Below are 19,733 nucleotides of genomic sequence, written 5' to 3'. Positions count from 1 at the left end.
GCGGTTCAGGCGGCGAATCGGGCGATCGCCACGGCTGTATCCCCATAGACGCGCCGCTCCAGCTCCGCGAAGGCGGCCGGCCAGACGACCTGCGCGGCCTCGACCTCCTCGACGACGATGAGAGCCCCGGGCGCCAGCCAGGCGCCCTCGGCGGCGCTTTTCAGGGCGCGCGGCGCCAGATCACGGCCGTAGGGCGGATCGCAGAAGACCAGCGAGAAGGTGCCCGCCGTGGAGGCCGAGCCGAGACGGGTCGCGTCCCGCCGAAACAGGCGCGTCACGCCTTCGGCACCCAGGGCCTCGATGTTCTCGCGGATCACCGCGCGCGCCTCGGCGCCCTCGTCGACGAGGAGGGCGTAGGCGGCGCCCCGCGAGAGCGCCTCGAAGCCGAGGGCACCCGTACCGGCGAACAGGTCGAGGACCCGGGCGCCGGCGACGGCGTCGTCGTAGGCGTGGGCGAGCACGTTGAACAACGATTCCCGCAGGCGGTCCGATGTCGGCCGAATGGCGTCGGTGCGCGGCGTGGCGAGCCTGCGGCCCCGCCACGCGCCGCCGACGATCCTCACCGCGTCCCGCGCGGCGGCCGGCCGCCGCCGGGCTTGGCGCCCCCGCGCGGCGCACCGGGACGAACACCGGGACGACCGCCCGTGTCCGACCCGCCCGCGGGTCCATTGCGCCGACCCTGGCCAGCCCCCTTGCCGGCGAAACCGCCGGGCTTGCCACCGGGGCGGCTTCCGCCGGGACGCGCACCCCCGGTCTTCGGGCCACCGAACGCGGGCTTGCCCCCGGCGGCAGCGGGCTTCTGGCCGCGGAAGCCGCCTGGCTTCCGCGACGCGCCCTCCGCCGGCCCGGCGTCGAACGGTCGGTCGCGCCGGCCTCCGGGCTTGCCCCCGCGCTCGTCGAATCGCCGGTCGTCCCGCGGAGCCTCGCTTCGCGCGCTCTCGCGGCGCGGGCGCTCATCGCCGCGGCGCTCATCGCGCCGACCGGCGGGGCGCTCCTGCCGCTCCGGCATCCCCCGGTCGGCGAAGCGGCGCTTCGGCTTGGCGACGGGCTCGGGCTCCGCCGGCGTTGCGGACAGGCGCTCGACGACGACCCGGCGGTCGCCGGCCCGGATCGAGCCGACGCGCTCGCGGCCGCGTTCTGCCGCGGCCGCCTGCGCGGCCCGGGGATCCGCGCCGCGCCGGGGAATGCGCGTCCCCCGCGGCTTGGCCGCGTCCTCGTCGCGCCACGCGGAGTTGCGCGGTCCGGGACCGGTGCCCCCGGTCGAGACGCGCGGCGCCGGCGCGGGACGCGCGGCATTGCGCCGGGAAGATGCCGGCTGCGCCGATTGGGCGTCCCGATCCGCCGGGCGGGCGCCGCCGAACGGCGAGATCGGCTCGCGGACCGGACTGTCGAAATCCACGCCGGCCTGCTCGGCGAGGCTCTTGCCGAGCTGATCCTTGAGGACGCGGGTCCGCACCTCCTCGACCAGGCCGACCTCCAAGTCGCCGAGCTGGAACGGCCCGAAGGAGAGCCGGATCAGCCGGTTCACCGACAGTCCGAGATGCTCGAGGATGCGCTTGACCTCGCGATTCTTGCCCTCGCGCAGGCCGAGCGTCAGCCAGACGTTGTCGCCCTGGACGCGGTCGAGGGTCGCCTCGACGGGGCCATACTCCATTCCGTCGATGGTGACGCCCTTGGACAGCCGGTCGAGTTGCGCCTGATCGGTGTCGCCGTGGGCGCGGACTCGGTAGCGGCGCAGCCAGCCCGTGTCGGGATGCGCGATCACCTTGGCGAGCCCGCCGTCATTGGTGAGCAGCAGCAGCCCCTCGGTGTTGATGTCGAGCCGTCCGACCGCCACGACCCGGGGCAGATCCTCCGGGAGCACGTCGAACACCGTCTGGCGGCCCTCCGGGTCCCGGGCGGTCGTCACCACGCCCCGCGGCTTGTGGAAGATCCACAGGCGACTGCGCTCCCGCGACGGCATCGGCTCGCCGTCAATCAGGATCCGGTCGTTCTCGGTGACGTTGCGGGCCGGGGATGTCAGCGTCTCGCCGTTGACGCTGACGCGTCCGGCCAGGATCATCGTCTCGGCGTCGCGCCGCGAGGCGACGCCGGCCCGTGCCATCGCCTTCGCGATGCGCTCGCCGGGCGGCGTCTCGATCAGGGCTTCGGCGTCCGCGGACGCTTCGGGACCTGGCTCCGGCTGCGGCTCTAACAGAGGCTCCGCCTGCGGGGCGGGCTGCGGCTTGGCCTTCCGCGCCGTCTTCTTCGCGGCAGAACTGGCAGGCCGCTCGGTGTCGGCATCGGCACGGCCCGCATCGGTGGGCGGTGCCCAGCTCTCGGTGCGCGCTGACTCGGGGGCCGGACGGGCGGTCCCCTCCGGCTTATCGTCGTTCGGCAAGTCGCTCATGCCTGCCGCTTATCAGAGCCGGTTCCGACAGGCGAGACGGGTTGTGCACCGGTGCGAGTCGCCTCAACGCGAAGAGGCGGCCCGTCGGGACCGCCTCGAAGACTTGGATGGCGGGTCGAAGACCCGCATTCGTCAGAGTCTCGGCGAGCGCCCGCGCATCACGCCGAACACGGCGGAGATCAGGAACAGCGCGATCGCCACGAAGAAGACGATCTTGGCCGCCTCCATCGCCGTGCCGGCGATGCCGCCGAAACCGAGGAGCGCCGCCACGAGAGCGACGACGAGAAACGTGACAGCCCAGCCGATCATGGCATCCTCGCGTTATTCGGGTCGGTTCAGTTCTGGAACCCGCCCGAGGCGGGTTCCGTTCCGGTCGCGCTCGACGATCAGAGCTTGTCGGTGGCGGACTTCACCGCGCTCTTGGCGTCGCCGACGGTGCCCTGGGCCTTGCCCTTGAGTTCCTGGGCGGCACCTTCGGCCTTGAGCTTGTCGTTACCGGTCACGTCGCCGATGCCCTGCTTGGCCTTGCCGACGGCCTCGTTGGCGACGCCCTTGATCTTGTCGGTGGTGCTGCTCATGGCGTTGTCCTCTTGTTCGATCTGCGGCGGCGCCGCACTGGTTCCTGAAACGGTCACGGTCGGCGGAATGTTCCAGGCCTTAACATTGACTTGGGTCAGGTTAGCCCGCCGCCCTGGGTCCGTCGCGTCAGTGGGATGAGAACAGCTTGACTGCCGATCCGATCCATCCGGCGCGAGCGGAAACGTCCGGACCGCTGACCGCGCTCGATCACGCTTTCGCGGCCGCCCGCGCCGCGGCCGCTGCCGGGGAGGTCCCGGTCGGCGCCGCGGTGGTCCGGGACGGGGTTATCCTGGCGGTGGCGCATAATCGGCCGCGCGAATTGCACGACCCGACGGCGCACGCGGAGATCCTGGCGATCCGCGCGGCCTGCGCGGCCCTCGGCACCGAGCGCCTCGTCGGCTGCGATCTCTACGTCACCCTGGAGCCGTGCCCGATGTGCGCGGGCGCGATATCCTTCGCGCGCATCCGGCGGCTCTACTACGGCGCGGCCGATCCGAAGGGGGGTGGGGTCGAGCACGGGCCGCGCGTCTTCGATCAGCCGACCTGCCACCACGTGCCCGAGGTCTACGGCGGGTTCCGCGAGCGCGAGGCGGCCGATCTGCTCCGGGCGTTCTTCGCGCAGCGCCGCGACTGACGCGGGGCGGGCGGACAGGTTCCCAACGGCCCTGGGCGGGTCAGCAGAGGAGGAGAGGATGATCCCGACCTATTCCAGAGCCCTGATCGTCGGGGCGGGCTCCGGCCTCAGCGCATCGCTGGCGCGCCTGTTCGCGGCCGACGGCATGACGATCGGCCTCGCCGCCCGGAACGTTGACAAGCTCGCCGCACTGGCGGCGGAGACGGGCGCGGCGGTCCATGCCTGCGACGCCAGCCGGCCCGCTGAGGTCGAGGCGCTGTTCGCCCGCCTGGAGCCGGCGCTTGGCGGTCCGCCGGACGTCGTCGTCTACAACGCGAGCGGTCGTCTCCGCGGCCCGGTCGCCGATCTCGACCCGGACGCGGTCGCCCAGGCGCTGATGGTGTCCGCGTACGGTGGTTTCCTCGTGGCGCAGGCCGCGGCGCGCCGCATGCTGCCGCATCGCCACGGAGCGATCCTGCTTACCGGCGCCTCGGCGAGCGTGAAGGGCTTCGCGGGATCGGCCCCGTTCGCGATGGGGAAGTTCGCGCTGCGGGGACTGGGTCAGAGCCTCGCCCGGGAATTGCAGCCCCACGGGATCCACGTCGCGCACATCGTAATCGACGGCGCCATCCGCAATCCGGCCCGCGGCGGCGAGCCGCCGGAGGCCCCCGACAGCCATCTCGATCCCGACGCCATCGCCAGGGCCTATCGCGACCTCCTGCGCCAGGATCGGAGCGCCTGGACCTCCGAACTGGAACTGCGTCCCTGGACGGAGCGGTTCTGAGGCCGCCTCAGGGATTCACGCGCAGGCCGAGCAGGAAGGTGTTCTCCCGGAAGCTGGACCCGGCGACCGTGCTGTCGAACTTCTGATAGATGTACGTGCCGCGCAGGGTCAGCCAGCGGGTGAAGTGGTAGTCGAGCCGCGCGGTCGCCGAGAACCCGTTCTCGCGGATGCTGCTGCTCTGGTAGTCGTTCCGGAGATACGATCCGCCGAGGACGATCGAGAGGTTGCGCAGCAGGTCGTGCTGCACCTCGAGCGTCGCGACCTCGGTGAGCACGCCGCTGGAGCCCGGGATCGTCGTCTCGGTGACGCCGGTCGCGGCGGTGAGACGGACGGTCGTGAGCGGACTCGCCGCCCAGACCAGGGCCGCGTTGAGCAACGGCGCGTTGATGTCGCGCAGGCTCGGATCGACGTAGGTCCGATGCTGGATGCCGGCGGAGATCTCGCCCGTTACAGAGCGCGCGAGGCCGATGCTCGTCCCGAAGGCGACCGCGATGCCGTCCGAGTCGCGCCGGACGCCCGTCGCGTCGAAGCGGCGGTCGTAGACGCGCGTGTCGCCGAGCAGGTCGATGAACGGGCTGAAATCCGGGTTGATCTCGTAGGCCGTGCGCAGCTGCAGGCTGTACTGGTTCAGGTTGCGGTCGGACTGATTGACGATCGTCCCGTCCGCCAAACGCGCATTGTCGAACTCGGAGCGGTCGACGGACCCGCGCAGGGTGACCGACAGGCGGTTGAACGTCTCCGTCGCCCCGAGCGAACCGCCGTAGACGGCCAGGAGCGGCCGTGTCGTGGCGGTGGCAGCCTGGAGGTTGGCGCTCGACGTGCGCTGCGTGTCCACCAGGAACCGCCCCTCCGCGTCGATGCGCAGGTCCCGGTTGGCGTCGATGCGCAGCCGGACCACGCCGTCTGCCGCGGGGCGGCTCGCGGCCTCGTTCTGCGGGGTCTCGAGGTACGAGCCCCGGAGCGAGCCCTGCAGCGAGCTGGAGGACCAGTTGCTCCGGAAGTCGACCGTGGCATCGGTGCGCAGCGCGACCGAGCCCTTGGCGATCTGGCGGGTGGTCTGGTCCGGGTTCGAATCGTAGCCGACGCTCTGGGCGAAGGTGGGCAGGACCGTGAAGGTACCGACCTGATAGCCGATCGGCGCGTAGGCCGGATCGGTGGGGATCGCGCGCGCCAGGTCGGTGCCGAGGATGAAGCCCGGGGTCAGGAGGCCGAGGGCCGGCGCGATCGACTGGAACGGGAGGATCGGCCGGATCGGCGTCACGACCTGCGGGTTCGGGACCCCGACGACCGCCTGCTGGACCACCGGCGTCAGCCGCAGCGCCGGCGGCGGGATCTGCGTGACGTCCTGAGTGACCCGCCGCGTCGCCGAGCCGATCCGCCGCGGCGGAGCGGCGCGCGTGCGCAGGAGGGTCGACGGCGCGAGATTGGCCGGTGCCGTCGAAGATCCGCCGGTGCGCCGTCCCCCCGTGGTGACGCGGGTGCTGAGCTGGGACACGCCGGGCTGACCCGGGATCTGCGTCTGCGCGGGGGGCGAGAGCGGCGACCGGAGGCTGTCACCGCCGGTCTGCTCGCCGCCCGCCGCGTCGCCGCCGAGCGCCCCGCGATTCTGGTCGCGGCTCAGGCCGTCCGGGATGGTGCGCTTGAGTGTGGGCAGGCCGTTCGGACCCGTGTCCTGGCCGATGCCGGGATTGTCGGGCTGGCCGGTAACCGGGCTGGTCGCGTCGAACCGCTGGGCTGCCGCCGGTGCCGCGAGCGTGACGCCGAGCGCCGCGGCGGCAAGCCGCATCCTCCGCCGTTCCCACCGGTCAGCCGCCGTCCGCACCTGATCCCGGTCTCCGCCAAAGTCCCCGGCCAGAGCGCGGAGATTGCAGGTCACACCACCCCGGAACAGTGCCGGTATGGTTAACGAACCCTAGCGGCGACGTGGTTAATGCCCCGTCAACGGCGGTGGGGCGGAAGGTTTGCGGCCCATCGATCCGATCTCACCTGTCGATCACGAATACGTTTGAGCTATTTCGTGCACTATGCTACATAGGTGCAGACTTCGGTCGACTCCGAGAGGAATTGATCGGCCTGAATGATTGTAACTCTTGAGGTTTGCCGTGAGTGAGAACGCAGGCAGTGAGCTCAGCCCGGCGATCGGGCTCGCGGTCGATATCGTCGCCGCTTACGTGTCGAACAACTCCGTTCCGGTCTCCGAACTTCCCGGATTGATCGGCGGTATCCACGCGGCGCTGAACAGTTTGACAACTCAAGGTCGCGCCGCGAACTCGAGCGTCGAGAAGCTCAGTCCGTCGCAGATCCGCAAATCAGTCACGAATGATCACATCGTCAGCTTCGAGGACGGGAAGCCGTACAAGACGCTCCGGCGTCACCTGACGCTGCGCGGCCTGACGCCCGAAGCCTACCGGGAGAAGTGGGGCCTGCCCCGGGACTATCCGATGACCGCGGCGAGCTATTCGGCGCAGCGATCGGAGCTGGCACGCGCCCTCGGGCTCGGACAGCAGCGCCGGAAGACCCGCGGAGGGGCCGCGGCCGCCATCGAGGCGCCCCCTGCGCCGACTGCGAAGTCGCGGAGGCGGAAGAAGGTACCGGCTGAGTGAGAGGTCCGAGCGGGGGCTAAGCCGCGTCGTATCCGCGACGCGGCCCTTGCGCGCCGCGCAACTGTGCGCCGCGCCTCCGACGCTATCCATCGGCGACCGCGCTGCGATGCTGCTCTGCACCATCGAGCTCAGCCCGCGCCGAAGGACGTTTTCGTGCCGCCCCTGCCGATCCTCGCCCTCGCCGTCGCCTCGTTCGGGATCGGCACGACCGAATTCGTCATCATGGGCCTGCTCCCGGAGGTGGCGCAGAGCTTCGGCGTCACCATTCCCCAGGCCGGCTACCTCGTCTCGGGCTACGCCATGGGCGTGGTCGTGGGCGCGCCGATCGTGGCGATCGCGACCGCGGGCCTGCCGCGCAAGACCGCGCTGCTGGCGCTGATGGCGGTGTTCCTGACCGGCAATCTCGGTTGCGCGCTGGCGCCGAGCTACGCCCTGCTCATGGCCGCCCGGATCCTCACGGCCTTCGCGCACGGCGCGTTCTTCGGCATCGGCACCGTTGTGGCGCGGGATCTCGTGCCGCGGGAGAAGCGCACGCAGGCGGTCTCGCTGATGTTCGCGGGCCTCACCCTCGCCAACGTGCTCGGCGTGCCGCTGGGCACCGCCCTCGGGCAGGAGGCGGGCTGGCGCTCGACCTTCTGGGCGGTGGTCGTGATCGGGCTCGCGGCCGGGCTCGCGATCCAGCTCTGCGTGCCGGACGGGCTTCCCGGGACCCGCGGCCGGCTCGTCAGCGAGTTTCGCGCGCTCGGGCGCTGGCCGGTGCTGCGGCCGATGCTGATCTCGACGCTGTCCTCGGTGAGCTTCTTCACGGTGTTCACCTACATCACGCCGTTCCTGACCGGCGTGACCGGCTTCACGCCGCAGGGCGTGACCGGCGTGCTGTTCGCCGCCGGCACGGGCCTGACCGTCGGCAATCTCCTCGGTGGGCATCTGGCCGACCGGGGCCCGATGGCCACCATCGTCGGCAGCTTCCTGGGCATCGTGGCGGCCCTGCTGGTGCTCGCCGCGGTCGCGCACCATCCGGCGCTCACGGTGGCGGTCGTGGTGCTCTGGTCGGGCCTGGTCTTCGCCCTGGTCTCGCCCCTCCAGATCTGGGTCGTGGAGGCGGCGAGCGACGCGCCGAACCTCGCCTCCACGCTGAACCAGGGCGCGTTCAACCTCGGCAACGCCACCGGCGCCTGGATCGGGGGCACGGCGCTGACCCTCGGGGCCGGCTACGGCCAGCTCCCGCTGATCGCCGCCGCGGTGTCGCTCGCCGGGCTCGGACTGGTGCTCACCGCGGTCGGCCGCGGACGCCGGAGCGTCATACCGGCATCCGCGCCCGGGGCCTGATCGATCAGTCGGCCCGGACGAGGTCGCCGAGCAGGCTCGCCGCCACCGTCGCCTTGGAGACCGTGAGGCCGGAGGCGCTGATCGCGTCCACGGCCTCGCGGATCCGGGCGAGCGAGGTGCCGCGCGCCCGGATCCAGGCCTCCACCGCGTCCGGCCCGGCGCCGAGATCCGCCACGACCTCGGCCGTCAACTTGCGGTGCGCGGCAGCAATGCCGGCGCCCGCGCGCTCCAGGGCCACGCGGTCGAACGTGTCGGCCACCGGGACGGTCCGCGCCGCGGCGGCGAGGTCGTCCAGGCGGAAGGCGTGCTCCAGGGCGAAATGCGTGGCCGCGACCTCCTCGACCGGCCGGCCGCTGGCCTCCGCGACCCGGACGATGTCGGGGGCGGAGACCAGCGCGTTGAGCGAGGCGAGGCGCCGCGCCTGGGCCGGGGCCATGCCGTGCCCGGTCAGCTCCGCCGCGCGGGCGCCGATCGTCGCCAGCGCCTCGTCGCCGAGCACGTTGGGGAGGGCGGCCTCCACGGCGGCGATGCCGTCCCGGTAGCGGGCGACCACCGGGGCGAGGCCGCCGCTCAGGTCGAGGTTGCGGATGAACCAGACGATCCGGTTCGTCAGCAGATCCTGCACCTCCGCGTAGAGGTCGAGCTGGCCCTGGCCGGGAACCCGACCGGCTAGGCCGTCGATGGCGAGGTTCAGCTCCATCAGCCCGAAGGCGTCGCGGGTCACCGCGTAGGCCTTGGCGATGGTCGCGGCGTCCGCGCCGGTGCCGTCGACGAGGCGCGTCACCAGCGACGGGCCGCCGCGATTGACGATGATGTTGGCGAGCGCCGTGGCGATGATCTCGCGGCGCAGGCGGTGTCCCTTGACGGCATCGGGGAAGCGTTCGCGCAGTGCCTTCGGGAAGTAGCGCTGCAGCTCCCGGTCGAAGTACGGGTCGTTCGGCACGGCGCTCTCAATGATCGCGTCGTGCAGCGACAGCTTCGCGTAGGCGAGCAGCACGGCGTATTCCGGGCGGGTCAGCCCCTCGTTCCGCCGCATGCGCTCGGCGAGCGTGCCGTCGTCCGGCAGGAACTCCACCGCCCGGTCGAGCCGGCCCTCCGCCTCCAGTGCCTGCATCGTCCGCATGGCGAAGCCGGTCTCCCCCAGCCCCCCGCGCTGGGCGAGGGACAGGGCGAGCGTCTGCAACTCGTTGTTGCGCAGCACGAGGCGCCCGACCTCGTCGGTCATGTCGGCGAGCAGGGTGTTGCGCGCCTCGTAGCTGAGCCTGCCGTCCCGCTCCGGCGTCATCAGCGCGATCTTGATGTTCACCTCGACGTCCGACGTGTTCACGCCGGCCGAGTTGTCGATCGCGTCGGTGTTGAGGCGGACGCCCGCGCGCGCCGCCTCGATGCGCCCGCGCTGCGTCAGGCCGAGATTGGCGCCCTCGCCGACGACCTTCGCGCGCAGCTCCGGCCCGGTGATGCGCAGGGCGTCGTTCGCGCGGTCGCCGGCATCTTCGTCGGTCTCGGTGGTGGCCCGGACATAGGTGCCGATGCCGCCGAACCAGAGCAGGTCGGCCGGCGCCTTCAGGATCGCCTGCATCAGCTCGGTGGGCGTCGCCTCGGACCGGTCGAAGCCCAGCGCCGACCGGATCGCCTCCGAGAGCGGCACGGTCTTCAGGCTGCGCGGGAACACGCCGCCGCCCTCCGAGATCAGGCTCTTGTCGTAATCCGCCCAGGAGGACCGCCCCAGATCGAACAGGCGCCGCCGCTCGGCGAAGCTCGCCGCGGCGTCCGGGTTCGGGTCGAGGAAGATGTCGCGGTGGTCAAAGGCCGCGATCAGGCGGATGCTCTCGGAGAGGAGCATGCCGTTGCCGAAGACGTCTCCCGACATGTCGCCGACGCCGACCGTGGTGATCAGGTCGGTCTGCACGTCCACGTCGATCTCGCGGAAATGCCGGCGCACCGCCTCCCAGGCGCCGCGGGCGGTGATACCCATGCCCTTGTGGTCGTAGCCCTGGCTGCCGCCGGACGCGAAGGCGTCGCCGAGCCAGTGGCCCTTCGCCAGCGAGAGGGCGTTGGCGATGTCCGAGAAGGTGGCGGTGCCCTTGTCGGCGGCGACCACCAGGTAGGCGTCGTCGGGATCGTGCCGCACCGTGTCGGGCGGCGGCACGATGGCGTTGTCGACGATGTTGTCGGTCAGTTCGAGCAGCGTGCGGATGAAGATCCGGTAGCTCTCGGTCCCCTCCTGCATCCAGGCGGCGCGGTCGGAGGCCGGCGGCAGCCGCTTCGGGAAGAAGCCGCCCTTGGCGCCCACCGGCACGATCACGGCGTTCTTCACCTGCTGGGCCTTCACGAGGCCGAGGATCTCGGTGCGGAAATCCTCCGGCCGGTCGGACCAGCGCAGGCCGCCGCGGGCCACGTAGCCGAAGCGGAGGTGCACGCCTTCGACGCGGGGCGAGTAGACGAAGATCTCGAAGAACGGCCGCGGCAGCGGCATCGCCGTCACCTTGGCGCAGGCGAACTTATAGCTGATCGTCTCTCGCGGCTGCCCGTCGGCGCCTGTCTGGTAGAAGTTCGTCCGCACCGCCGCCTCGACGAGGTTGACGAACCGGCGGAGGATCCGGTCGTCATCGAGGCTCGTGACCTCGGCGAGCGCCGTCTCGATCTCGGCGCGTACCTCGGCCTCCTGCGCGGTCCGGTCACCGGTGAGCGCCGGGTCGAACCGGGCGCGGAACAGTGCCACGATCGCGCGCGCGATCCCGGCGTGGCGGCTCAGCGTGCCCGCGAGGTAGTCCTGCCCGTAGCGGATACGCAGCTGGCGCAGGTAGCGGCCCAGGGCCCGCAGCAGGGCCGCCTCCCGCCATTGGAGAGCCGCCTCAAGGACGAGCCGGTTGTACCCGTCGGACTCGGCGATGCCGTCCGCGATGGCGAGCATCGCGGCCTCCAGCGGGCGTTCCAGCGCCGCGAGGTCGATCGGGGCGCCGGTGGCGCGCTCGATCAGCATGTCGTGCAGCCAGACCCGCGCGGCCTCGTCCGTCCCGGACGGCGCGATCTGGTACGTGCGCTCGTTGATGACGCGGAAGCCGAGATTCTCGAGCGCCGGGACCCGGTCGGACAGCGCGATCGCCGTGCCGCGCGAGAACGCCTTCAGGCGGACCTGTGCGGCGGGGTCGCTGGGCCGCCGATCGAGATGGACGGCCCGCGGCTGCGTCTCGCCGAGGCTGTCGAGGATCGTCACGTCGGCGACGGCGACCTCAGGCTGAAAATTGTCCCGATAGGCGGCCGAGAACGCGTCGCCGTAGCGGGCGGCGAGTTGCCGCGCGCGTTCGCCCCCCTGGGATTCGGCCAGCGCCGCCCGCAGCGCGTCCCCCCAGGTCCGGACCAGCGCGACGATCCCGGCCTCCAGGGAGGCGGGATCGTGCTCGGGGCTGCCCTGATCGGGCAGGCCGATGATGTAGTGGATCCGGGCGAGCGAGCCTTCCGGGTAGTCGGGGTAGGACGCGCTGAGCCGCCCGCCGTAGGTCTCGGCGAGGTAGCTGCCGATCCGTCCGCGGATCGCGGAATCGTAGCGGTCCTTCGGGACGTAGACGAGCAGCGACACGAAGCGGCCGAACCGGTCGGGCCGGGACAGCACGCGGACCCGCGGGCGGTCGGCCAGGGCGGCGATGGCCAGGGTGAACCGGTAGAGCCGCTCGCCGTCGATCTGGAAGAGTTCGTCTCGCGGGTAGCTCTCCAGCACGGCGAGGAGGCTGCGGCCCGCATGGCTCGTCGGGTCGAGGCCGGCGCGCTGGACGACGGCCTCCACCTTCCGGCGCAGGACCGGAACCTCGCGGGCCGGGCTCGTGTAGGCGGAGGCGGTGAACAGGCCGACGATCCGCACCTCGCCCGACAGCTTGCCGAGGCCGGAGAACAGCTTGACGCCGACATAGTCCAGGTAGGCCGAGCGGTGGACCCGGGACTTCACGCTGGCCTTGGTGATGATCAGCGGCTGCGGCTCTTCCAGGAAGGCGAGGATCTCCGGCGTGTAGTCCACCGGCGTCCGGCCGCGGCGCAGGGGCGTCGCGCCGGGATCGCGGAGCACGCCGAGGCTCGACCCCTCGACCAGCGGGTGGGCGTCGCCGGCGATGCCGTGCTCCTGCAGGCCGAGGATAAGGAACTGGCCGTCGGTCAGCCATTCGAGGAAGGCGCGCGCCTCCTCGGTCTCCGGTCCCGGCATCGGGGTCGGCCCGCGCCCGAGATCGGCGGCGAGGTCGGTGAGGCGCGCCAGCATGGCGTCGTGGTCGTCGCTCGCCAGGGCGACATCCCGGTAGACCTTCGCGAGCGCGTTCAGGAGCCGCTCGCCGGTCTCGGCCGCCACGGGGTCGAGGTGGATGTGGATGAAGCTCTCGCGCGCGAGACTGCCCTGCGCGTCCGCGGTCGTCTCCCCGACCACTCGGATGAGCCCGCCCGCGCCGTCCCGCTCCACCCCGAGGATCGGGTGCGCCACGAGCTGCGGGGCGAGGCCCTGCTCGGTCAGTTCGGCCAGGGTCGAGTCCAGCAGGAACGGACGGTTGTCGTTGATCACCTCCAGAACCGTCGTCTCGCGCGGACGGCCGTCGCGCACCAGCTGGCTGTCGCTCAAGCGCAACCGCGCCGGGTCGCCCGGCCTCCGCGGCTCGGACAGGAAGGCGCGGGCGCGGGCGGCGAGGTCCGCCAGGACGGAGGCGTCGTAGGGGGCGAGATCCTCCGGAGTCACGCGGCCGAACAGGTCGCGGACGAAGCCGCCCGGTCCGCCCTGCTCGGTGACGATGTCGGCGGCCGCCTCAATCAGCCCGGTGCGGGCCGTCTTCTGCTCCGAGGAGGACAACGCCGTCGCGGTCTCGAGTGTCATCGCGCTTCTCCCGAACCGGGTCACTCGCCCAAGCGATAGCAGCGTGACCGGCCGTGTCGATGACAGCGCCCGCCCGTTTCCGGGCCAACGGGTGTCGATCGCTGCGAACCGTCAGCTTCGCCTTGCCGAACGCCCGATGCGTGCATATACACTCATACCATGAGCGCTTCGTCACCCGAGCCGTGCACCTGCTCCGCCCTGCGTCGCGCCACGCGGGCGCTGACGGCGATCTACGACGCCGCCTTGAAGCCGACCGGGCTCCGCGTGACCCAGTTCGCGATCCTGCGGCTGCTGGACCGGCTCGGACCGGTCCCGGTCTCCCGCCTCGCCGCCGAGGCGGCGCTGGAGCGCACCACGATGGGCCGCAATCTCGACCCGCTCAAGCGCCGCGGCTTCGTCTCGGTCACGCCCGGCACGTCGGATCCGCGCGAGCGCCGCGTGTCCCTGACCGCGTCGGGCCGCGAGGCCCTCGCGGCCGCGACGCCCTACTGGCGCGAGGCGCAGAGCCGCATCAACGCCCGGGTCGATCCCGCGACCGTCTCCGCCCTGGCGGAGTCCCTGATCTCCGCCGCCTGACCGATCCGCCCCGCTTCCGGAGCCCGTCCATGACCGCCCTGACAGAGACGCGCCCCGGGTCGCGCCTGCACTACGCCTGGATCGTCGTCGCGGTGACCTTCCTGGTCCTGCTCGTCGGGGCCGGGGTCCGCGCCACGCCGAGCGTGCTGATCGTCCCCTGGGAGCGGGAATTCGGCTGGACCGCGGCCACGATCGGCGTCGGCATCGCGCTCAACATCTTCCTGTACGGGATGATCGGCCCCTTCGCGGTGGCGATCATCGAGCGGTTCGGCCTGCGGCGCTCGGTCTGCGGCGCGCTGCTGATCCTGGCGATCGGCACCGCAGCTACGAGCCTGATGACCGCGCCCTGGCAGATGGTCCTGCTCTGGGGTCTCGTCGTCGGATCCGGGTCCGGCATGGTGGCCAACGTGCTCGGCGCCACCGTGGCCGGGCGCTGGTTCGCCAGGCGCCGGGGTCTCGTGCTCGGCCTGCTGACCGCGAGCAGCGCCACGGGTCAGCTGGTCTTCCTGCCGATGCTGGCCTCGATCGCGGTGGGGCAGGGCTGGCGCTCCGTCTCGCTGGTGGTCGCCGCCGCGACCCTGGCGCTGATCCCGCTGGCGGCCCTGCTCCTGCGCGACCGGCCGGCGGATCTCGGCCTGCCCCGCTACGGTGAGGACGCGGTGACGCCGACGCCGGTGCTGACCGAGAACCCGGCCGTGCGGGCGCTCCACGGGTTGCGCATCGGCCTGCGCTCCCGGGATTTCTGGCTGCTCGCCGGCACGTTCTTCATCTGCGGCGCCTCGACCAACGGCCTGATCGGCACCCACCTGATCCCGGCCTGCATCGATCACGGCATCGCCGAGGTCACGGCCGCCGGCCTGCTGGCGCTGATGGGGATCTGCGACTTGGTCGGCACTACGGCGTCGGGTTGGCTCACCGACCGGTTCGACTCGCGCAAGCTCCTGGCCTGGTACTACGGCCTGCGCGGCCTCTCGCTGATCTTCCTGCCCTACTCGTTCGACTACAGCTTCTACGGCCTGTCGCTGTTCGCGGTCTTCTACGGGCTCGACTGGATCGCCACGGTGCCGCCCACCGTCCAGCTCGCGGGCAAATCCTTCGGGGAGGAGAACGCCGCGTTGATGTTCGGCTGGATCGCGGCCGCGCACCAGATCGGCGCGGCGTCCGCGGCGTGGCTCGCCGGCATGGTCCGGACCGAGAGCGGCACCTATCTCGGCGCTTTCGTGGCGGCCGGCCTGCTCTGCCTCGTCGCCGCCCTGATGGCCGCCTTCGTGGGCCGCAAGCCCGACGCGCCGGCCCTGCGCCCGCTGCCGGCCTGAACTGCGCGGTGCGGGCAGGGTTGTCACAACTGTGCCGTTAAGGACGAGCCCTGATCGGCCCGTTCCCGCGCACCCCGAGAGCCCGCCGTGACCATCGCGATTCGGCCCGTGCCGCCGGTCCAGGACGTCCGCGCCCCGCGGCCCTGGTCCGGGCCGGGCTTCGCCGAGTTCGTCGCCATCATCGCCCTGATGATGGCGGTGACGGCGATCTCCATCGACAACCTGCTGCCCGCCTTCCCGGCCATCGAGGCGCGGTTCGCGGTGGCCGATCCCAACCGGCTGCAGCTCCTCGTCTACGTCTACATGATCGGCTTCGGCTTCGCGCAGATCGTCTACGGGCCGGTCTCCGACGCCCTCGGGCGACGGCCGGTGCTGCTGGCAAGCCTCGCCGTCTACGTGATCGGCTGCTTCCTCGCCATGGTGGCGCCGAGCTTCGGCTGGCTGCTCGCCGCCCGGATCATCCAGGGCATCGGCGCCGCCGGTGGGCGGGTGCTGTCGGTGGCGATCGTGCGCGACCGGTTCGCCGGCCGCGAGATGGCGAGCGTCATGTCGCTCACCATGATGGTGTTCCTGATTGTCCCGATGATCGCGCCGGCGATCGGCGGCATGATGCTCGCGCTGGGCTCCTGGGTCTACGTCTTCGTCTCGATGCTGGTCCTCGCCTTCTGGCTGACGATCTGGTTCTCCCTGCGGATGCCCGAGACGCTGCACCCGGAATATCGCCGGCCGCTCTCGCCGGCCGCGACCTGGGAGGCGATCCGCCTGACGCTGAAGACCCGCGTCGCCGTCGGCTACGCCACCGCGCTCGGGCTGATGACCGGCTGCATCATGGGCTACGTCGGCTCGGCGCAGCAGGTCTTCGATACCGGCCTGTACCGCCTCGGCCCGCTCTTCCCGCTGGCCTTCGGGCTCGTGGCCGGCGCCATGGGCGCGGCGACGCTGATCAACGCCCGCGTGGTCCGGCGGCTCGGGATGCGGGCGATGTCGCACAGCGGCGTCATCGCCTTCACGCTCGTCGGCCTCGCGCAGGTCGGCGTCGGGCTGGCCTATCACGGCCACCCGCCGCTGGCCGTGTTCCTGTCGATCCTCGCGCTGAACCAGTTCCTGATCAGCTTCGCGATGCCGAACTTCAACGCCCTCGCGCTGGAGCCCCTCGGGGCCATCGCCGGCACGGCCTCGTCGTTCCTCGGCTTCTACACGACGATCCTGGGCGCGTTCTGCGGCTTCCTGATCGGTCAGTCCTTCGACGGCACGGTGCTCCCGGTGGCGATCGGCTACGCGAGTCTCGGCGCCCTGGCGCTCCTCGTCGTCGCCTGGACCGAGCGTGGCCGCCTGTTCCGCGGCGGCGTCGGCGGTTGAGGCGGCGGCGGTTGAGGCGTCGGTTCAGGCGGCGTCCTTAACGGGGTCTTCAGCGGAAAGTTGCAACACTGCTGTCCTGATCCACCCGACCGGACACGCCGATGCTCGCCCGCGCCCAGGACGCAACCCTCCTCGTCGCGCGCCTGCTGCTGGCCGCCGCGCTCCTGCCGACCGGGATCGCCCGGGCGCTCAACGTGTCGGGGTTCGCGCTGACGCTCGCGGGGGCCGGGATGCCGTTTCCCAACGGCGTCGCCACCGCCGCCGTGGTGGTGCAGGTGTTCGGACCGCTCGCCCTGATCCTCGGCGTCCTGCCGGGGCTGACCGGGCTGGCGCTCGCGCTCTTCGCCGCCGTGACGGCCTTCGTGCTCCACCCGTTCTGGTACTATGTGGGACCCGCCGCGGTCGCCGAGCGCACGCTGATGCTGGCCGATCTCGGCCTCGCGGGCGGGTTCCTCATGTACGCCCTGAACGGTCCGGGCGCGCTCAGCTGGCAGGGCTGGCGCGCGGGAACCCGCGCCGCGGCGCCGAGCGCGAAGCCCGCCCCCGCGAAGGCTTCCGGCAAGGGTAGCGCGCCGCGGAACGCCGGCAAACGCGCTGCCGGCCGGCCGCCGGCCCGCGCCGCGGCCTGATCAGCCGTGCCGCGGCCTCATCTCGGTCGTCGGGGCGGGCGGCGCGGCAGCCATCTTCCGCCCGGAGATCTCCGCGCCGGCATCCGGCGACAGGTTGCGGAAGGCCAGTGCCGAGGCCGCCGAGATCACGGCGACGGCGAAGAAGGCCGGCCCGAAATCCGAGGCCTGGATTTCCGTTCGGCCGTGGAACCCGGCATTCCCCTCGAGCGCCAGCGCGCCCAGCGTGACGCCGAGGCTGAGCGACAGCTGCTGGCAAACGCTGGCGAAGCTCGTGGCCGCGCTCATCTCCTTCGATTCGAGGTCGGCGTACGCGATGGCGTTGACGCAGGTGAACTGGATCGAGCGCGAGCAGCCGCCGACGAACAGCAGGATCACCATGATCCAGTGGGGCGTCTGCGCGGTGTAGAACCCGTTGACGGCCAGGAAGGCCGAGGCCAGCAGGGCGTTCCAGACCATCAGGGCGCGGAAGCCGGTGCGGCGCAGGATCCGCGGACCCAGAGTCTTCACGAACATCGCGCCGGCCGCCGCCGCGAAGGTGATCAGGCCCGACTGCAGGGCGTCGAGCCCGAAGCCGACCTGCAGCATCAGCGGCAGCAGGAACGGGATCGCGCCGGTGCCGATCCGGAACAGGCTGCCGCCGAGCACCGCGACCCGGAAGGTCGGCCGCCGCATCAGGTCGAGGCGGACGATCGGGTAGGGCACCCGCCGGGCATGTGCCCAGTAGAGCGGCAGGAGCACCGCGCCCGCGGCGAGGCAGCCCCACGACACTTCCGCCGGCAGCAGGTGGCGGCCGAGGGAGGCGAGGCCGAGCATCAGGGCGGCGAGGCCGGTCCCGAGCAGCGCGAAGCCGAGCAAGTCGAGGGGCGGTCGCTCCGGCTCGCGCACGTCCTCGAAGTACAGGCTCGCCAGCACGATCCCGGCGCAGCCGATCGGCAGGTTGATGAAGAAGATCCAGCGCCAGTCGAACCAAGTGGTGATCAGGCCGCCGACCGGCGGACCGAGCACCGGGCCGACCAGCGCCGGGAAGGTCAGGTAGGCGAGGGCCGTCACGAGCTGCGATTTCGGCACGCTGCGCAGCACCACGAGGCGCCCGACCGGCACCATCATGGCGCCCCCCATGCCCTGGAGGAACCGCGCGGCGACGAACCACGCGAGGCCGTTCGCGGCCGCGCAGGCGAGCGAGCCGGCCATGAACACCACGAGGGCCGCGCGGAACACCGTCCGCGACCCGTACCGGTCGGCCATCCAGCCGCTCACCGGGATGAAGATCGCGAGGCTGACCAAGTAGGAGGTCAGCGCCAGCTTGAGGGCGATCGGGTCTTCGTGGAGGCTCGCGGCGATGCTCGGGAGCGCCGTGGCGATCACCGTGGAATCGGTGTTCTCCATGAACAGCGCGGTCGCGACCGTCAGGGGGACGATCCAGAGCGGTCTTTGGGTGGTCGCGGGCATCATACAGCAGACGCATGTGGCGCCGCCGCGGTTGCACGGCAGCGCGGCCACCTCGCACCCTCGTGTTTCGCGAATGTATCCCCCGTGCAACAGAGGTTGAGCCGCGGCGCGGAGCCACCTTTTTTGCGGGTGCGCCAATGGCTAAGTTTCCATCACGCGTCCGTGAGGCCGCTCCAGCCGGCCCGGGGCCGGCGCGCGAGGATTTCGATGCAGTCCAGCCCCAGCAAGGTCCGCTCCGTGGCGCGGATCGCCGCCGGCGTCGCCCTTCTCTCGATGGTCGCCGCCTGCGGCACTGTCCTGCTCAACGATCGCGGCTCGCTGACGCGCTACGACCGGCTCAAGTCCAGCGATCAGGTCGCCTCGGCCTCGCGGATCTACGTCGACCGGCCGGCCCTGGCGAAGGCCCGCACCGTCCGCATCATCCCGACGGCGTTCCACGCCGACGTGTCCGGCGCCGCCCCGCTGACGGCCGCCGAGCGGCGGCTCATCGCCAACGCCGCCGACCGGGCGCTGTGCTACGACCTGTCGCTGAAGTACGACATCGTCACCAGCCGTGACGCCGACCTGACCGTGCGGGCGCAGGTCACCCGCGTCGATCCGACGGACCTTCTCGGTGCGGGCGCGACCATCGCGGGCTCGGCGGGCGTGACGGTCGCCTCGCAGCTCGGCCTGAGCTTCGCCGAGGGTGTCGGGCGCGTGCCGATCCCGCGCGTGCCGATCGGGCTCGGGAGCCTGACGGTCGAGGCCGAGGCTCTGGACCGGCGCCGCGAGCAGCGGGCCGCCATGGTCTGGGGCGGAGCGGCCAACTCGTTCACCAGCCAGCCGCGCTTCTCCCGCGCCAGCGACGCCTACGACCTCGCCGGGGAGTTCGGCCAGGATTTCGGCTACATGCTGGCGACTGGCGACGACCCGTTCACCGCCCCCAACACGATCCCGACCTGGGACCGGATCCGCATCACCACCCTCGGCGAGGCCCCCCTCGACCCGGACTGCGAGGCCTTCGGCCGCGCGCCGGGCATCGACGGCATGCTCGGCGACTATATCGGCCTACCGCCCGAGTACACCGACAAGGGCCCGGCCAGCCCGGCGATGCGCTGAGGCGCCCGCGCCGTCTCCGCGGCTGACCGCGGACGTCCGTTCGCGGCACTGCCGCGCCCGTCGAGCGGGCGTGGATAAGCCTCGAGCCATGCGCGTTTTCGCGCTGCGACGCATCAACCGCGCATTGGCGCCTTCGCGGAGCCCGTGATACTGGCACTTG

The 19,733-nt window shown here is 71.8% G+C and carries 16 protein-coding genes; 9 read left to right on the top strand and 7 right to left on the bottom strand.

Features of this window, described 5'->3' with window-relative positions; translation table 11 throughout:
* Positions 1-5: 5 nt before the first annotated feature.
* From rsmD to ACX9MN_RS06105, 4 genes are all read right to left on the bottom strand, one after another.
* The gene (gene rsmD, locus ACX9MN_RS06120) at positions 6-563 is read right to left on the bottom strand and encodes a 16S rRNA (guanine(966)-N(2))-methyltransferase RsmD (RefSeq protein WP_489723952.1); all 558 of its coding nucleotides are present in this window, start codon (positions 561-563) and stop codon (positions 6-8) included.
* Positions 560-2,389 (bottom strand): pseudouridine synthase, encoded by a 1,830-nt coding sequence (locus ACX9MN_RS06115; protein WP_489723951.1) that lies wholly within the window; start codon positions 2,387-2,389, stop codon positions 560-562. The genes rsmD and ACX9MN_RS06115 overlap by 4 nt, the downstream gene beginning before the upstream one ends.
* Positions 2,390-2,521: 132 nt before the next feature.
* Positions 2,522-2,698 carry a DUF1328 domain-containing protein gene (locus ACX9MN_RS06110; RefSeq protein ID WP_012317097.1) on the bottom strand — a complete coding sequence of 59 codons (177 nt, stop codon included), beginning with the start codon at positions 2,696-2,698 and terminating at the stop codon, positions 2,522-2,524.
* Between the two features lie 77 nt (positions 2,699-2,775).
* Positions 2,776-2,967, bottom strand: a complete 192-nt coding sequence (locus ACX9MN_RS06105) for a CsbD family protein (RefSeq protein WP_020091448.1) — start codon at positions 2,965-2,967, stop codon at positions 2,776-2,778.
* A 146-nt stretch (positions 2,968-3,113) separates the two neighbouring features.
* Here ACX9MN_RS06105 and ACX9MN_RS06100 point away from each other — a divergent pair, with 146 nt between their 5' ends.
* Both ACX9MN_RS06100 and ACX9MN_RS06095 read left to right on the top strand, forming a co-directional pair.
* Positions 3,114-3,602, top strand: a complete 489-nt coding sequence (locus tag ACX9MN_RS06100; protein WP_489723950.1) for a nucleoside deaminase — start codon at positions 3,114-3,116, stop codon at positions 3,600-3,602.
* A gap of 58 nt (positions 3,603-3,660) precedes the next feature.
* Positions 3,661-4,365, top strand: coding sequence for an SDR family NAD(P)-dependent oxidoreductase (locus tag ACX9MN_RS06095; protein WP_489723949.1), 705 nt, complete (start codon positions 3,661-3,663; stop codon positions 4,363-4,365).
* Between the two features lie 7 nt (positions 4,366-4,372).
* Here the strand turns inward: ACX9MN_RS06095 and ACX9MN_RS06090 are convergent, their stop codons facing one another.
* Entirely contained in the window at positions 4,373-6,151 is a 1,779-nt protein-coding gene (locus tag ACX9MN_RS06090; RefSeq protein WP_020091451.1) for an outer membrane beta-barrel protein, read from the bottom strand.
* Between the two features lie 316 nt (positions 6,152-6,467).
* On the opposite strand from ACX9MN_RS06090, the gene ACX9MN_RS06085 reads away from it, so the two are divergent.
* Together ACX9MN_RS06085 and ACX9MN_RS06080 are read left to right on the top strand one after the other, a co-directional pair.
* A complete protein-coding gene (locus tag ACX9MN_RS06085; RefSeq protein WP_091924377.1) occupies positions 6,468-6,968 on the top strand; it encodes a Ros/MucR family transcriptional regulator in 501 nt (166 codons plus the stop codon).
* Positions 6,969-7,121: 153 nt separating this feature from the next.
* The gene (locus ACX9MN_RS06080) at positions 7,122-8,297 is read left to right on the top strand and encodes an MFS transporter (RefSeq protein ID WP_331299602.1); all 1,176 of its coding nucleotides are present in this window, start codon (positions 7,122-7,124) and stop codon (positions 8,295-8,297) included.
* 4 nt (positions 8,298-8,301) lie between these two features.
* On the opposite strand, the gene ACX9MN_RS06075 is transcribed toward ACX9MN_RS06080, so the two are convergent.
* Complete coding sequence (locus ACX9MN_RS06075) at positions 8,302-13,146, bottom strand: NAD-glutamate dehydrogenase (RefSeq protein ID WP_489723948.1); 4,845 nt, start codon at positions 13,144-13,146, stop codon at positions 8,302-8,304.
* 159 nt (positions 13,147-13,305) lie between these two features.
* Between ACX9MN_RS06075 and ACX9MN_RS06070 the strand changes: the two genes are divergently transcribed.
* The 4 genes from ACX9MN_RS06070 (at position 13,306) to ACX9MN_RS06055 (ending at position 17,026) form a co-directional block, all read left to right on the top strand.
* Positions 13,306-13,722, top strand: a complete 417-nt coding sequence (locus ACX9MN_RS06070) for a MarR family winged helix-turn-helix transcriptional regulator (protein ID WP_489723947.1) — start codon at positions 13,306-13,308, stop codon at positions 13,720-13,722.
* Positions 13,723-13,751: 29 nt separating this feature from the next.
* Positions 13,752-15,038, top strand: a complete 1,287-nt coding sequence (locus tag ACX9MN_RS06065; RefSeq protein ID WP_489723946.1) for an MFS transporter — start codon at positions 13,752-13,754, stop codon at positions 15,036-15,038.
* 192 nt (positions 15,039-15,230) lie between these two features.
* On the top strand, positions 15,231-16,397 hold the full coding sequence (locus tag ACX9MN_RS06060) for a multidrug effflux MFS transporter (protein ID WP_489725211.1): 1,167 nt from the start codon (positions 15,231-15,233) through the stop codon (positions 16,395-16,397).
* A gap of 101 nt (positions 16,398-16,498) precedes the next feature.
* Complete coding sequence (locus ACX9MN_RS06055; RefSeq protein ID WP_091924389.1) at positions 16,499-17,026, top strand: DoxX family protein; 528 nt, start codon at positions 16,499-16,501, stop codon at positions 17,024-17,026.
* Here ACX9MN_RS06055 and ACX9MN_RS06050 read toward each other — a convergent pair whose 3' ends face one another.
* Positions 17,027-18,475, bottom strand: coding sequence for an MFS transporter (locus ACX9MN_RS06050; RefSeq protein ID WP_091924771.1), 1,449 nt, complete (start codon positions 18,473-18,475; stop codon positions 17,027-17,029). It lies immediately after the preceding gene.
* A gap of 207 nt (positions 18,476-18,682) precedes the next feature.
* On the opposite strand from ACX9MN_RS06050, the gene ACX9MN_RS06045 reads away from it, so the two are divergent.
* The gene (locus ACX9MN_RS06045) at positions 18,683-19,573 is read left to right on the top strand and encodes a DUF3313 domain-containing protein (protein ID WP_091678023.1); all 891 of its coding nucleotides are present in this window, start codon (positions 18,683-18,685) and stop codon (positions 19,571-19,573) included.
* Positions 19,574-19,733 lie beyond the last annotated feature (160 nt).

This window comes from Methylobacterium sp. 1A, from assembly GCF_058072805.1.
This window is presented reverse-complemented; position numbering and strand designations above follow the sequence as displayed.

Coding starts and splice junctions, on each gene's coding strand:
- ACX9MN_RS06060 (WP_489725211.1), top strand. CDS start 15,231: ATGGCGGTGACGGCGATCTCCATCGACAACCTGCTGCCCGCCTTCCCG.
- ACX9MN_RS06075 (WP_489723948.1), bottom strand. CDS start 13,146: ATGACACTCGAGACCGCGACGGCGTTGTCCTCCTCGGAGCAGAAGACG.
- ACX9MN_RS06095 (WP_489723949.1), top strand. CDS start 3,661: ATGATCCCGACCTATTCCAGAGCCCTGATCGTCGGGGCGGGCTCCGGC.
- ACX9MN_RS06065 (WP_489723946.1), top strand. CDS start 13,752: ATGACCGCCCTGACAGAGACGCGCCCCGGGTCGCGCCTGCACTACGCC.
- ACX9MN_RS06105 (WP_020091448.1), bottom strand. CDS start 2,967: ATGAGCAGCACCACCGACAAGATCAAGGGCGTCGCCAACGAGGCCGTC.
- ACX9MN_RS06055 (WP_091924389.1), top strand. CDS start 16,499: ATGCTCGCCCGCGCCCAGGACGCAACCCTCCTCGTCGCGCGCCTGCTG.
- ACX9MN_RS06070 (WP_489723947.1), top strand. CDS start 13,306: ATGAGCGCTTCGTCACCCGAGCCGTGCACCTGCTCCGCCCTGCGTCGC.
- ACX9MN_RS06110 (WP_012317097.1), bottom strand. CDS start 2,698: ATGATCGGCTGGGCTGTCACGTTTCTCGTCGTCGCTCTCGTGGCGGCG.
- ACX9MN_RS06115 (WP_489723951.1), bottom strand. CDS start 2,389: ATGAGCGACTTGCCGAACGACGATAAGCCGGAGGGGACCGCCCGTCCG.
- ACX9MN_RS06090 (WP_020091451.1), bottom strand. CDS start 6,151: ATGCGGCTTGCCGCCGCGGCGCTCGGCGTCACGCTCGCGGCACCGGCG.
- ACX9MN_RS06050 (WP_091924771.1), bottom strand. CDS start 18,475: ATGCCCGCGACCACCCAAAGACCGCTCTGGATCGTCCCCCTGACGGTC.
- ACX9MN_RS06045 (WP_091678023.1), top strand. CDS start 18,683: ATGCAGTCCAGCCCCAGCAAGGTCCGCTCCGTGGCGCGGATCGCCGCC.